This is a genomic window from Ruegeria sp. CI1 (assembly GCF_056536925.1).
In genome coordinates, this window is record NZ_JBQFQP010000007.1 from 203,691 (window position 1) to 216,344 (window position 12,654).

General features: G+C 58.0%; 12 protein-coding genes and 1 tRNA gene. 3 read left to right on the top strand and 10 right to left on the bottom strand.

Annotated features, from left to right (window positions below):
* Positions 1-79: 79 nt before the first annotated feature.
* Together ACR0LZ_RS10655 and dddP are read right to left on the bottom strand one after the other, a co-directional pair.
* Positions 80-733, bottom strand: coding sequence for a 5-formyltetrahydrofolate cyclo-ligase (locus ACR0LZ_RS10655; protein WP_480749785.1), 654 nt, complete (start codon positions 731-733; stop codon positions 80-82).
* A gap of 9 nt (positions 734-742) precedes the next feature.
* Positions 743-2,083: a dimethylsulfonioproprionate lyase DddP gene (gene dddP / locus ACR0LZ_RS10660; RefSeq protein WP_480749786.1), complete on the bottom strand. Its 1,341-nt coding sequence runs from the start codon at positions 2,081-2,083 to the stop codon at positions 743-745.
* A gap of 123 nt (positions 2,084-2,206) precedes the next feature.
* Here dddP and ACR0LZ_RS10665 point away from each other — a divergent pair, with 123 nt between their 5' ends.
* Positions 2,207-2,941: a heme-dependent oxidative N-demethylase family protein gene (locus ACR0LZ_RS10665; RefSeq protein WP_480749787.1), complete on the top strand. Its 735-nt coding sequence runs from the start codon at positions 2,207-2,209 to the stop codon at positions 2,939-2,941.
* A 3-nt stretch (positions 2,942-2,944) separates the two neighbouring features.
* Here the strand turns inward: ACR0LZ_RS10665 and ACR0LZ_RS10670 are convergent, their stop codons facing one another.
* From ACR0LZ_RS10670 to ACR0LZ_RS10685, 4 genes are all read right to left on the bottom strand, one after another.
* On the bottom strand, positions 2,945-3,871 hold the full coding sequence (locus tag ACR0LZ_RS10670) for a hypothetical protein (RefSeq protein WP_480749788.1): 927 nt from the start codon (positions 3,869-3,871) through the stop codon (positions 2,945-2,947).
* A 197-nt stretch (positions 3,872-4,068) separates the two neighbouring features.
* Positions 4,069-4,866, bottom strand: coding sequence for a lytic murein transglycosylase (locus ACR0LZ_RS10675; protein ID WP_480749789.1), 798 nt, complete (start codon positions 4,864-4,866; stop codon positions 4,069-4,071).
* Between the two features lie 224 nt (positions 4,867-5,090).
* Positions 5,091-6,497, bottom strand: a complete 1,407-nt coding sequence (gene glnA, locus ACR0LZ_RS10680; protein WP_480749790.1) for a type I glutamate--ammonia ligase — start codon at positions 6,495-6,497, stop codon at positions 5,091-5,093.
* Between the two features lie 35 nt (positions 6,498-6,532).
* Positions 6,533-6,871, bottom strand: coding sequence for a P-II family nitrogen regulator (locus ACR0LZ_RS10685; protein WP_480749791.1), 339 nt, complete (start codon positions 6,869-6,871; stop codon positions 6,533-6,535).
* A gap of 168 nt (positions 6,872-7,039) precedes the next feature.
* Here ACR0LZ_RS10685 and ACR0LZ_RS10690 point away from each other — a divergent pair, with 168 nt between their 5' ends.
* Together ACR0LZ_RS10690 and ACR0LZ_RS10695 are read left to right on the top strand one after the other, a co-directional pair.
* Entirely contained in the window at positions 7,040-8,665 is a 1,626-nt protein-coding gene (locus ACR0LZ_RS10690) for an NAD(P)H-hydrate dehydratase (protein ID WP_480749792.1), read from the top strand.
* A gap of 78 nt (positions 8,666-8,743) precedes the next feature.
* Positions 8,744-8,828: transfer RNA gene (locus ACR0LZ_RS10695), tRNA-Leu, on the top strand.
* A 124-nt stretch (positions 8,829-8,952) separates the two neighbouring features.
* Here the strand turns inward: ACR0LZ_RS10695 and ACR0LZ_RS10700 are convergent.
* The 4 genes from ACR0LZ_RS10700 to ACR0LZ_RS10715 all read right to left on the bottom strand — a co-directional run bounded on the left by ACR0LZ_RS10700 (position 8,953) and on the right by ACR0LZ_RS10715 (position 12,652).
* Complete coding sequence (locus ACR0LZ_RS10700; protein WP_480749820.1) at positions 8,953-9,390, bottom strand: prepilin peptidase; 438 nt, start codon at positions 9,388-9,390, stop codon at positions 8,953-8,955.
* 32 nt (positions 9,391-9,422) lie between these two features.
* Entirely contained in the window at positions 9,423-10,262 is an 840-nt protein-coding gene (locus ACR0LZ_RS10705) for a helix-turn-helix transcriptional regulator (RefSeq protein ID WP_480749793.1), read from the bottom strand.
* Positions 10,263-10,665: 403 nt separating this feature from the next.
* Positions 10,666-11,667, bottom strand: a complete 1,002-nt coding sequence (locus ACR0LZ_RS10710) for a type II secretion system F family protein (protein ID WP_480749794.1) — start codon at positions 11,665-11,667, stop codon at positions 10,666-10,668.
* 13 nt (positions 11,668-11,680) lie between these two features.
* Positions 11,681-12,652, bottom strand: a complete 972-nt coding sequence (locus ACR0LZ_RS10715) for a type II secretion system F family protein (protein ID WP_480749795.1) — start codon at positions 12,650-12,652, stop codon at positions 11,681-11,683.
* Positions 12,653-12,654: the final 2 nt, after the last annotated feature.

Consider the following 12,654-nt stretch of genomic DNA (forward strand, 5'->3'; position numbering starts at 1 on the left):
ACAGGAGTTTGGGAAGGGTGGCGCGCGCTTACAAGCCATGTGTCGCCGGTGTCACGTCAAGGTGAGGCCCCGTGCGGTCTCACCGGGGAAATTGCCACAGATTGCCGTTCCCAAGAACCACCGCATTCATCGCAACATCCCAGGGCATCGGATAGATGGTCGCGATCCGCGCGAACCCCTGACCGACGCCAATGGCGCGCGGTTTGCGCGGCATCGCTGCCAGTGTGCGGTCATAATATCCGCCGCCATTGCCCAGCCGGTAGCCATTCGCGTCGACGCCCAGAACCGGAGATATCACCACATCCGGATCGCAAAAAGCGCCTTCTTCCGGAACCGGTATCCGCCAGAAACCGCGCTCCATCGCGCAGCCGGGTGTCCACTCGCGAAAGACCAGCGGCGCATCCTTTTGCATCACCACCGGCAAACATGTCGTCGCGCCGCGCTCGTGGCAGCGGCGCATCCACCCGCGCAGGTCCAACTCGGCCCGGATCGGCCAATAGACCGCGATCACCTTGCCGGGGCCCGGTTCGATCAGCCGGTCAAGACTGTCGGCGATGACATTTGCCTGCCGGTTCCGCTCCTCGGGGCGCATGGCGTCGCGCAACCCCAGCAGGCGCGCCCGTTCCGCACGGCGAAACCGCGCCACGTCGCGCCACGTCTCGGGGTCAACGGGAAAGCCGTTGACCAGATGATGCGCAAAACAGGGGGCGTCTCCGGGCGTGTCGTCGGTCATACCGACAGCCTATTCCCCCATAAGCGCCTTGTCGAAGGGATAGGTGGTCAGGTTCTCGTACCCGTCCTCGGTGATCAGCACCTGATCCTCCAGCTTGATCGAGAATTCGCCGCCCACTTCGCCGACGCAGGCTTCGACACACAACACCATGCCCGGCTCCAGCGCGTAATCATAGGCCCCCTCGACCGCCTTGTCGGGGTAGGACACCAACGGCCACTCGTCGCACAATCCCACCCCATGTATCATACAGCCGTATTTCTGCGCCTGGAACTTGTCATCCAGCCGGTGCGCGTTGGCGGTCAGTTCCGGAATGGTCACGCCGGGCCTGAGCATCTCCATGTTGGTCATGATATGCTCATGCGCGTGCCGCATCGCATAGACCATTGCATTCGTCGGTTTCTGGTCGCCGATCCACCACGTGCGGCTGATGTCGATGCAGATGCCGTAGGACCCGATCAGATCGGTGTCAAAGGCGATGACCTCGTTCTTTTGTGTGATGCGCGGCCCGCATTCCTGGAACCACGGATTGGTGCGCTGCCCCGAGGCCAGCAGGCGGGTTTCGATCCACTCTCCGCCGCGCCGGATGTTCTCGGCGTGCAGCACCGCCCAGATGTCATCCTCGCTGGTCCTGCCATCGCCCACATTGGCGCGGGCAAACTCCTCCATCGCCCCGACAGCTGTTTCACAGGCATGGTGTGCACAACGCATCGCCAGAATCTCGTCCGGTCCCTTCACGGCGCGGGTCTTTTCGGTGACCTCCTCGCCCTCGACGATCTCGAACCCCTGCGCCTCCAGCGCGCGCAGCCCGTGCAGCATGATCTTGTCCACCGCCAGCCGCTTGTTGCCGCCGGAATGCTCCTCGATCAGCACGCGCACCTCGTTCGAGAACACATCCGCCGCCACATCCACCTTGTCGCCCCGGTCGAAATAGAACAGATCCGCGCCCGAGCGCTGCTCGCGCACCAGCGGGTTGAACTTGGACAGGAAAGGCGAGTTCTTGTAGTCCCAGATCACCATATACCCGTCAGCACACAGCAGCACCGCCCGGAACGGGTTGTGCGTATTCCACAACTGCATATTGGTCGAATCCGTCGCGTACCGGATGTTGAGAGGATCGAACATCAAAAGGCCGCCATACCCGCGATCAACGATGGCTTTCGTCAGCCGTTTCCAGCGATACTCCCGCATCCGTTCCAGGTTCGGCAGCACCAGCCCCGCTGCTTCCCACTCGCGAAAGGCCAGTTGCGTCGGCCCGATTTCGATCCGGTCATTGTCGTTGGGCGTGCCGTCCGCCAGCGTTGTGCCCCGTGACGGATCGATCTTGCGGGTGTCTCGGTAATGCGTGTTCAAGGCTTGCCTCCCTGGGTTCTGACCCAGCCTGTCCAGCATCTGACGCAGGGTCGCCAAGGTTTGCGACGGATATTTCGTCGTTTTTCGACCGACAGGCGACAAATGCGGTGCTAGGCCCAGGACATGGCAGATATCTTGCAGAAAACGATTCCCTACGACCCGATGGCCCAGCCGCCCTTGCCGGGCATCCGGCCGCTGCAAATCGCGGACTGGCTGCATCAGGACGATGCCTTTGCCGCCCAGATGGCCCGGCGCGAGACGCTGTTGGCAAACCGCCGGGACGAGGTTCTGGCGCTTGATGACAGCGCCGTTCCGGCCGCGCGGGAATTGCTCGATCTGGTGCTGGCCCAGGTCTATCCCGACACGGGCGATACCGCCCAACGCCCGGATGGCGCCCGCATTCCCATTGATCGCACCGACCCGCTGGGTACCCTGTGCAGGCTGGTGCAGGAAGATTTCTGCATCCTGCACAAGCAGGGGGGAGAGCATATCCTGACCGGCGCAATCCTGTGCTTTCCGGCCAGCTGGACGCTTTCGGAAAAGTTCATGCGCCCGCTGATCGCGATCCACGATCCCGTGGCATCTTATGACGCCAGCATCGCCAAGCGGGTGCAGCGCCTGTTCGACGGCATTCAGCCCGACAGGCCGCTCTGGCGGTTCAATGCCCTTTGGTATGACGATGCCGAACTCTATCAGCCGCGCCGCGCCCATGCTCCGCGGCCCGCGCGCAACCGCTCACAGGCCCAATACCTGCGGAGCGAGCGGCAATGCCTGCTGCGACTGCCACAAAGCCGGGCCGTGGTGTTTTCGATCCATACATATGTCCTGGCGGCGCGGTCGCTGCCGCACCGGGACTGACGACTACAGTCCCAGAGCCGAGGCCAGCTCCATATATGCGCCACTGCTTTCCAGCAACACGATCGCGGCGGTATAGGACAGAACCTGCGTGTTCAGACGAAAATCCTCGCCCCGGATCAGATTGACCGCGGCCAGGGAAACCGCGACCGGAGTTGCCAAAAACGCAACAACTCCGGTCATGCACCAACTGGTCAACCTTTGCAGATCGTTGGAAAGGGCCTCTTGCGGGCATTTGTCGTCCTTTGCCAGGTGATCCGGGTCTGCTCGAAAGGTCAGGGCCAGTACTTGGTCGTCGAATAGCTTGGATTTGTCTTTAGGCTTGTTACCAGTCTCTTGATGCGAGCCGGTCCAGCCGCCCTTTATCGAGACAATTTCGGCATTGTCGTTGTCGGCCAGGCCAGTCGGGAACGGGCCACAGACCGCGCTGAACAATTGCTTGCGGCTTCGCTTGTGCTGCGGCGCAAGGCTTGAGAATGCCGTCATGAACTGTTCGACCGTCAGACTTGCATTCGGTGACAGCCACTCGATCAATGTCGATTGCTGAACCTCGACCAGACGGTACAGGATCACAACCAGCATCATCTCCGAAAGTTCGCGGTCGTCCAACAGGTCAGAAACCGGCGACATCGAGATGACCAACCTGTTTCGGGGCGCGGGGGCCACACGTGCCAGAGCGGTCTTCAACCCCGCAATCCGGTCAATACGCCGGTGCCGGGGTTCCTGAACCGGGATATCGGCTTCCAGATGCAAGCGGATCAGATACTGACCCGAAACGATACGCGCATCATAGACCCCCATCACCGAACGGCGCTCGACATGATGGCCATAGTCTTCCAACGTGGAGGTAACGATGCGGCTGAACTGATCCAGCGCGCCCTCGACGCTGCCTTCGAAAACCAGGCCGCCGTGGTATTTGCCGTTCTGCGTCACAGGTGGAATCCCCCTATACGTGTACCGTCAGAATCAAGACTACTGCACGATGTGGGGGAAAGTTAGACCGAAAGTGAACTTTCGAAACGGAATTTATGGATTGATCACGGATTGGAAACCACAAGACCTAGGGGTTTGGGCCCCAATCATAGATTCAATGTGGCGAATATATGGCGTGGGCAACGCTCGCGATTTTGTCATCCATCGATTCGCGCGGCCATTATGGCAATCGCCTTCTGGTAGACGGTGGCGCTGTTCCATTGCTCGATCACCGTGAAATTCGGCTCTCCCGGCTGGTAGCCGCGACCGGGTTTCCACCCCTTCTGGCGCAGGAAATTCGCGGTCGAGGCCAGCGCATCGGTCATGTTGTAGAAATCGACCTGTCCGTCCCCGGTTGCGTCGACGCCATAGGCCAGCGCGTTGCCGGGCAGGAATTGCGTGTGTCCAAGCTCGCCATGTTTTGCGCCTTTTGTCGCCACTGAAATCGATCCCTGATCCACCAGTTTCAGCGCGCCGATGGCATGCGGAACGAAAAAGTCGGAGCGTCGGCAATCATAGGCCAGTGTTGTGATAGCGGAAACAACAGGACTGTCGCCCATGAAGCGACCAAACCCGGTTTCCATGCCGTGAATGGCAATCAATATGCCCGCAGGCACACCGTATTGCCGTTCCAGCACCGCATAGAACTCCGGGTTCGCCGCCTTTCTCTTGCGCCCTTGCGCCACGATCACATCCGCGCCGCGCACCTGCATGAATTTGTCGAGAGAATATTTGAAACTCTTCTGGTTCCGATCTGCTGCGATGGTGCTGTTGGCGTACCGGGTCTGGGCCAGGGCGCTCAGCCCTTTCTTGCGCACACCCGCACGTTTCGCTTCTCCGGCAAAATCCTTCTTCCAGTTTTCAAACCCGGCGCTGGTATTGCCGCAGGTTGCCGCAGGCACTGTGGCGGGAAACAGGAACAAGCCGAGCAATGCGACCACAACGACGCGCCGCATTCCGAATGGTACAAAATGCTCATTCGTGCCTCCAAAACCTGTACAATTCGTACAATTCGGCTTTGCAAAGGAGAATTCTCCGAAAATGCGCTGAGGCGGGCGAAGAAAGGTCATGAAACTGTTCCATAGCTGAAATCCGTGACCAAGCGTATCGGCGGAGCCGTAAAGGTCAACGAAAAAGGGCGCCCTCACGGACGCCCTTTCGGTCATAAGCAGACTGTCGGTCAGCAGCTGTAATACATGCCGAATTCCACCGGATGCGGTGTATGTTCGTATGTGTGAACCTCTTCCATCTTCAGGGCAATATAGCCGTCGATCTGGTTCTTGGTGAACACGTCGCCCTGCAGCAGGAAGTCGTGATCCGCCGCCAGGCAATCCAACGCTTCGCGCAGGCTGCCGCAAACGGTCGGGATACCTTCCAACTCTTCCGCCGGCAGGTCGTACAGGTTCTTGTCCATGGCCTCGCCCGGATCGATCTTGTTCTTGATGCCGTCCAGACCGGCCATCAGCAGTGCGGCAAAGCACAGATAGGGGTTTGCCGACGGATCGGGGAAGCGGGCCTCGACGCGCTTGGCTTTCGGGCTTTCGGTCCACGGAATACGGACGCAACCCGAACGGTTACGGGCCGAATAGGCGCGCAGAACCGGGGCTTCAAAGCCGGGGATCAGTCGCTTGTACGAGTTGGTTCCGGGGTTGGTGAAAGCATTCAGCGTCTTGGCGTGCTTGAGGATACCCCCAATGAACCACAGCGCCTCGTCCGACAGATCGGCATATTTGTCGCCTGCGAACAACGGCTTGCCGTCTTTCCAGATCGACATGTTCACATGCATTCCCGAACCGTTGTCACCATAGATCGGTTTCGGCATGAAGGTCGCGGACTTGCCATAGGCATGCGCCACGTTGTGGATCACGTACTTGTACTTTTGCAGCTCATCTGCCTGTTTGGTCAACGTCCCAAAGATCAGCCCCAGCTCATGCTGGCACGACGCAACCTCGTGGTGGTGCTTGTCGACCTTCATGCCCAGTCGCTTCATGGTCGACAACATCTCGGAACGCAGGTCCTGCGCTTCGTCGGTCGGGTTGACCGGGAAATAGCCGCCCTTCAGGCCGGGACGGTGACCCATGTTGCCCATCTCGTACTCAGTGTCGGTGTTCCAGGACGCATCGGTCGCATCCACTTCGTAGGACACCTTGTTGATCGAGTTCGAGAACCGCACGTCGTCGAACAGGAAGAACTCGGCCTCGGGTCCCATGTAGGCCACGTCACCGATGCCCGACGCCTTGAGATAGGCTTCGGCCTTCTGCGCGGTACCGCGCGGGTCGCGATCATAAGGCTCTCCGGTGTCGGGTTCGACAACGGTGCAATGAATGCAGATGGTCTTTTCCGCATAGAACGGATCGACATAGGCGCTTTCAGTGTCGGGCATCAGTTTCATGTCCGATGCCTCGATCGACTTCCAGCCCGCGATGGAAGAGCCGTCGAACATGAACCCTTCGTCCAGAAAATCCTCGTCCACCAGGTGTGACACGATGGTCACGTGCTGCAGCTTGCCGCGCGGGTCGGTGAAGCGGATGTCGACATATTCGGCACCCTCTTCCTTGATCAGCTGAAGAACTGCGTCCTTGCTCATTCTTTTAGTCCTCTGTTTGAGATCTCGTTTGTTTCTTACAGCGCGTCCGAGCCGGATTCGCCGGTGCGGATGCGGATGGCTTGTTCGACGGGCGAGACAAAGATCTTGCCGTCGCCGATCTTGTTGGTCTTGGCGGCCCCGATGATCGCCTCGATTGCGGCATCGACCTGATCGTCGTCCAGCACGACTTCGATTTTCACCTTGGGCAGAAAATCGACGACATATTCGGCGCCGCGATATAGTTCTGTGTGTCCCTTCTGGCGGCCAAAGCCCTTGACCTCAATGACACTCAGCCCCTGGACACCGACGTCCTGCAGCGCTTCTTTCACTTCGTCCAGCTTGAACGGCTTGATGATCGCTTCGATCTTCTTCATCGGAGTTCCCTCGCAATCTTGTCAGGCTGGCTCAGATCACGTCTAAGATCGGGCGGCAACGCGTTTGCGGAAATGCGAGGTGCTTGGCAGCCTGAAACCGGGCTTGCGATCAAACTTTGATCGCAGTGCACAAAAAATGCGCGAAAGTGAATCGCGGGGAGAATTGCGATGACGGAATTGCTGACGGCGGCGCAGATGCGGGCGCTTGAAAAGGCCGCGATCGAGTCCGGTGAGGTGACCGGGCTTGAGCTGATGGAACGCGCCGGGCGAGGTGTTGTCGAGGCGATTTTCGAGGAGTGGCCGGAATTGGACAGGCGAGGGGCCAGCCCCTCGCGCTCTCCGGAGTATTTGGACAAAGATGAAGAGAACGCTCAGCGGGCCGTTGTGCTGTGCGGGCCGGGCAACAACGGCGGCGACGGGTTTGTCGTGGCGCGGTTGTTGAAGGAGCGGGGCTGGGAGGTGGAGGTGTTCCTGTACGGCGATCCCGAGAAACTGCCGACGGATGCGAGGGTGAATTATGAGCGGTGGTGCGCCCTGGATGTTGCCTGTAAATGGGACGATGGTGCTGTCGAAGAGGCGTTGGACAATCAAGAACATGACTTGGTTGTCGATGCTCTGTTCGGTACTGGAATAACACGGACGATGCCGGACGACATTGATCGCGCTTGGCACGGCTTTGTACCGACCGTTACGCATAGACCGCAAAGTGACCGACGGCCAAAATACGTTGCCGTCGATTGTCCCAGCGGTCTTTGCTGCGATTCCGGAGCAAATTTTGGAGCTTTTCCAACTGATCTAACAGTTACGTTCCACGCTCCCAAGCTTGGGCACTACCTGTTGGGGGATGGTCATTATGGCGGAGGTCCCGGACTGTCGAATAAAATTGTTGTCGCTAATATTGGACTAAATTCCAACGCTGCACCTACGGAGGTCCAGTTGATTGATTTGCCTGAGAGCAGTGGTTTTCGTGGAAAATGGGCTGGTCAGCACAAATACAGTCACGGCCACGCATTGATCCTTTCAGGCGGTACTGGAAGAACCGGTGCGGCGCGTTTGGCGGCGCGAGGGGCACTGCGGATTGGGGCAGGGATGGTGACGCTGGCGGTGCCGCCCAGCGCGCAGCAGGAGGTTGCTTGCCAGATCACCGCGCTGATGCTGGCGCGTGTCGAGGGCGCCGATGGGTTAGCGGCAGTGCTGGGGGATACCCGCCTCAACGCGCTCTGCTTGGGGCCGGGTATGGGCGTCGAGCGGGCGCGTGATCTGTTGCCGGTGGCGCTGACCGCCAAACGCGCCACGGTGCTGGATGCCGATGCGCTGAGCGCCTATGCCGAAGAACCGGCAGAGCTGTTCGCTCTGTTGCATGAGACCTGCGTTCTGACCCCGCATGGTGGCGAGTTTGCGCGCCTGTTCCCGGACATCGCGGCAAGGCTGGATGCGGTGCCCACGAAAGGGCCGGCCTATTCCAAGGTGGACGCGACGCGAGAAGCGGCGAAGCGGGCGGGTTGTGTTGTTCTGTTCAAGGGGGCGGACACGGTGATTGCGGCACCGGATGGGCGCTGTTCGGTCAATTCGGCGCATTACGACCGGGCCGCTCCGTGGCTGGCCACCGCCGGAACTGGCGACGTGCTGGCGGGATTCATCACCGGCCTTCTGGCCCGCGGCTTTGCCCCGATGCAGGCGGCGGAATCGGCGGCCTGGCTGCATGTCGAATGCGCGCGTGAGTTTGGCCCTGGTCTGATCGCCGAAGATCTGCCGGAACAGTTGCCGAAAGTGTTCCGAATGCTTTCCTTGTGAGAGGGCAAAATTCCCCCTCGCACTTGGTTGAAAGCTTTGTTATTGAGCGCCTCATTACAGGGTTCTGTCCCTGTTCGTGCGGGCGTGGCGGAATTGGTAGACGCACCAGATTTAGGTTCTGGCGCCGCAAGGTGTGGGAGTTCGAGTCTCCCCGCCCGCACCATTATCCACCGTTTGACGAACGGTTTCCTTTACATTGTACCAATTGAAGACGCTTGGATTTTGGGCGCGGCAAAACAAGTGAGAGATATTCGAACCTAATTCACGATCAAAAAGTCGGTGAATGCTCACCCCAACAGAATGAGTTGTCCGATGCCCGCTATTGCGATGGCAATCCCCATGGGGAAATGGCCTTTTTGCGAGACACTGGTCAAACCCGCGCCTTGAAATACAGGAAGCCTTTGCATCACGACTGTTAACAGGCTGCCGATCAGCATCGCCGCCGAGAATATGTAGGCAAAGGTAATTAGCCCACCGGTCGGAACGAACAGGATCAGGACCGGAAGCATTTTGGTATCTCCACCGCCGATCAGTCGAAGAGAAAACAGTACAAATACCACCAGGAAAGCGATAGAGGCCGCTGCCAACCGCCACACAACCATGTCGAATGGAAGGGTGAGGCTGAACGTCACGAACAGCACCAACCCGCCCAAGGGCAGAATATTTGGGATTTTCATATATTTCACGTCGCAATACGCGACGAGGCTCATCAGGAGGCAAAACATTGCTTGGAAAAACGGTGCCACTGCCGGTCGCCTCAGCCGAATTGTGCGCCGACGGCGTCATCCGAGGTGAAAGGTTCAACTGACATCAGTTGATAAATCAGCTCTGCCTGGTTCTGCACGCCGGTCTTGGCGTAGATATTTCTCAGATGTGTGCGCAAGGTCGAAGTGGAAATTGCCAAGGCCTTGAGAATACCCTCGTTTGTCTTTCCACGATTTAAAAGAACGCAAACGCGGTACTCGGCGCGACTCAGACGTGCGGGGTTTTCGACGCTCAGGATAGGTTTCCCATCCAGCGGCGCCGTGTCATTGGGTGTCGACCGCAAAAGAGCATCCATGAACAGCCCCTTGGCGCGGTTGCCCCAGGTTTGTGCCAGCGTTTCTGCCAAGATGTTCAAGACGGCAAGAATTTGGGGCGGCACGGCCTCGGGAAAATGAAGTTCCAGCAGATCCGATGTCATGTCGTTGCGGGAGAGCGGTATAACGATCAACTCTCTCAACCGACGGTTCAGGTGAAACTCCATCAACGATGGATCGAATTCGTCGTAAAGCGTCGACTTGGCCCAGGTGGACCCGGGTTTGGCCTGATCCAGATATGGGCCGAGCAGGGTACGGGAATACGATCTGCACGGTCCGTGGCCGGTGGTCGGTTTTGAATCGTAGGAAATTGTCTTGGGAAGCGCGCGTGCCGTTTTCGGCACGCGCGCAAGCACCACGATTTCGGCGCCGAGGCTTTCGGCGATGCTATGAAGAGCATCCATCAACAAAGCTTTGGAGTGAAGGCATTCACACCATTTCGCGACTGCCCCAATCAGGCGGGCTTCGGAAGCGAGGTGGTTATGCTGACCTTCTGTGCGGTCGCCGTAAGAAAACATTCCTAACCCCCCAGGTCAGGTTACTCGTGAACAATGACCTCCACCCGAAAACAAACAGGGCCGAGGGTACAACAACCAAGTTGTGGCGAACTTGGTCACTATACATTGGCGAATAGTTTGAAAGGTTTCTACAAAATGGAGGATTTTCGATTAAATCTGCTGTTATTGAGGCCTGCGGCGAAAACAGTCGAGCCGGTAGTTGCGGATTATTCACGTATTGATGGAATCCGATCCCTAAAACTCCGTCAAAACTGATTCACGCCGCTCTCCAATTGGATACGTAGTTAACGTTGGGTATTGGGTTTGAGCGCGTCACAAAAGTCGCCACACTATCAAAGTGTGGCGACCGCTTTTGTGGAACGACGTGACGCAGGGTGTATGTCCGTCGAATGTCAGGTGAGGATTAGCCGGAGAAATATCGAATATAGCGAATGACATTCGGGCCGATGGTCAGCATGATGAGCGCTGGCAGCATCAGCGCCGCCAAGACAGCAGACATCTTGACCGGCAGCTTGTTTGCCATCTCCTGTGCTTTCATTTCGCGGTAATTACGCAACTCGTCCGAATAGGTCGAAAGCGCCTGAGACATGCTGGTGCCGAATTGCATCGACTGCTGGGTGACTTTCGCAAATGAACGTACGGTATCGACACCGGTACGGTCGGCCATGTCCATCAGTGCGGCATCCCGTGGGCGGCCCGCCTGAACTTGGCGCTGCGCCGAAAGGAACTCCAGCGAGATCTCGGGTGAGATTTCGGTCAACTCGTTACCTACACGGGCCATTGCGGCGTCGAATCCAAGCCCTGCTTCGACGGAGATGCGCATCAGATCCAGTGCGTTCGGAAAGCCCTCCTCGATCTTTTGCGTGCGCTGCTTGACCTTGTTGTTAAGCCAGAAATTCGGGCCGAAATAGCCGGCGCCGACGAGAAATGCCAGGAACAGCTTGATTTGAAAGTTGGTCAAACCGGAAACAAGGGCCGCTAGACCGCTTGGGACCGACGCGCCGGGCATCTTGGTGATGACGACCAATGCCAGAAGGAGACCAGGAAGGATCAGGCCCAGAACGGCTCTCGTGATAACAAAGTACCGCAATGCGTTGGGCGACGTGAAACCCGCGCGCAGCAGACGCTGCTTGAGCTCCGAGCGCTCCTTTTCGTTTCCCGGAGCAAAAGCTTTGGTGAAACCGTCGAATTCAGCGGTAGGAGTTTTAAGGATCGCCTTGTCAAGACGCGCCATGTTGGGCGCGCCCTTCAAAGCCGCAATACGCGTCGCTGGTACGCTCTTGCGCCCCATATTCGCTGCGATGCTCCAGAAAACGAGTACTATCCCGATCCCCAGTCCCGAGAGGATCATGATCTCAGGCGAGATTTCCATTGATGCCGCTAGGCTTTGGATATTGTTGAACATGGCTTTCGTCCTCTCAAATTCTGAAATTGACGAGTTTTTTCAGGAAAATCAGATTCAGGGTGGTCAGAACCACCACTGAAATGGCCATCGGCAGGAACAGCGGGTCCTCCATGACGCCCCGGTAATAATTTGGCGCAGTGATCGAGGTGAAGATCCCGATGATCACGGGCAAGGCTGACAGAAACCAGGCGGTCAGCCGGCCTTCGGATGAAATCGCACGGATCTTGCGCCGCATTGCAATCCGGTCGCGGATCACCCTGGATAGGATTTCGATGACGTTGACAAGATCGCCGCCGGTGCCGTGCTGGATGCCGATGCTTGCTGCCAGATAGTAGACATCTTCGATATCCACGCGCTGGGCGAACTCCTGAAACGCATCTGGCAAGTCGTCGCCATAGCTTATCTGGTCAAATACGATACCAAATTCGGTTCCGATCGGGTCGGGCATTTCTCGCGCGATCGCGCCAATCGAGTTGCTGAGTGGATGGCCGACCTTGAGGCCGCGTGCAAGCATGTCCAATGCATCAGGCAGTTGCTTGGTCAGCTCATCGGTACGCTTTTTGTATTTGATTTTGACAAAGCCGACCGGGCCGACAAAGCCTACCAGAATGGCCAGCACAAGAGCTGCGGTGGGGCCGAGCGGGTACAAGGCGAATGCAAACACGCCAAAGCCGAGCAGCAGGCAAAGAAACGTGAACTTGTCGATTCCGATGGTCAGACCGGACTGATGCAATTGCCGGGGCAAATCGCCCACGAACGGTACTTTTTGCCAGAAACCGCTGCTTTGCTTTGGTTTCAGCAGCGCCAACACGTCTGCCGCGTCGTGGCCCTTGGCCAACATCTTGAGACGGCGTGTTTTCGCTTCGTTGATTTTTTCCCTCCGACTGGCCAGTTGTGCCATGCCGGTGAAGGCAAGCAGCGTTCCCACTGCGATGCCGGTATAAACGAGATACGTGAATTCCTGTTGTCCAGCGAAGATTTCCATGA

Coding starts and splice junctions, on each gene's coding strand:
- ACR0LZ_RS10655 (WP_480749785.1), bottom strand. CDS start 733: ATGACCGACGACACGCCCGGAGACGCCCCCTGTTTTGCGCATCATCTG.
- ACR0LZ_RS10665 (WP_480749787.1), top strand. CDS start 2,207: ATGGCAGATATCTTGCAGAAAACGATTCCCTACGACCCGATGGCCCAG.
- ACR0LZ_RS10675 (WP_480749789.1), bottom strand. CDS start 4,866: ATGCGGCGCGTCGTTGTGGTCGCATTGCTCGGCTTGTTCCTGTTTCCC.
- glnA (WP_480749790.1), bottom strand. CDS start 6,497: ATGAGCAAGGACGCAGTTCTTCAGCTGATCAAGGAAGAGGGTGCCGAA.
- ACR0LZ_RS10685 (WP_480749791.1), bottom strand. CDS start 6,871: ATGAAGAAGATCGAAGCGATCATCAAGCCGTTCAAGCTGGACGAAGTG.
- ACR0LZ_RS10690 (WP_480749792.1), top strand. CDS start 7,040: ATGACGGAATTGCTGACGGCGGCGCAGATGCGGGCGCTTGAAAAGGCC.
- ACR0LZ_RS10700 (WP_480749820.1), bottom strand. CDS start 9,390: ATGTTTTGCCTCCTGATGAGCCTCGTCGCGTATTGCGACGTGAAATAT.
- ACR0LZ_RS10705 (WP_480749793.1), bottom strand. CDS start 10,262: ATGTTTTCTTACGGCGACCGCACAGAAGGTCAGCATAACCACCTCGCT.
- ACR0LZ_RS10710 (WP_480749794.1), bottom strand. CDS start 11,667: ATGTTCAACAATATCCAAAGCCTAGCGGCATCAATGGAAATCTCGCCT.
- ACR0LZ_RS10715 (WP_480749795.1), bottom strand. CDS start 12,652: ATGGAAATCTTCGCTGGACAACAGGAATTCACGTATCTCGTTTATACC.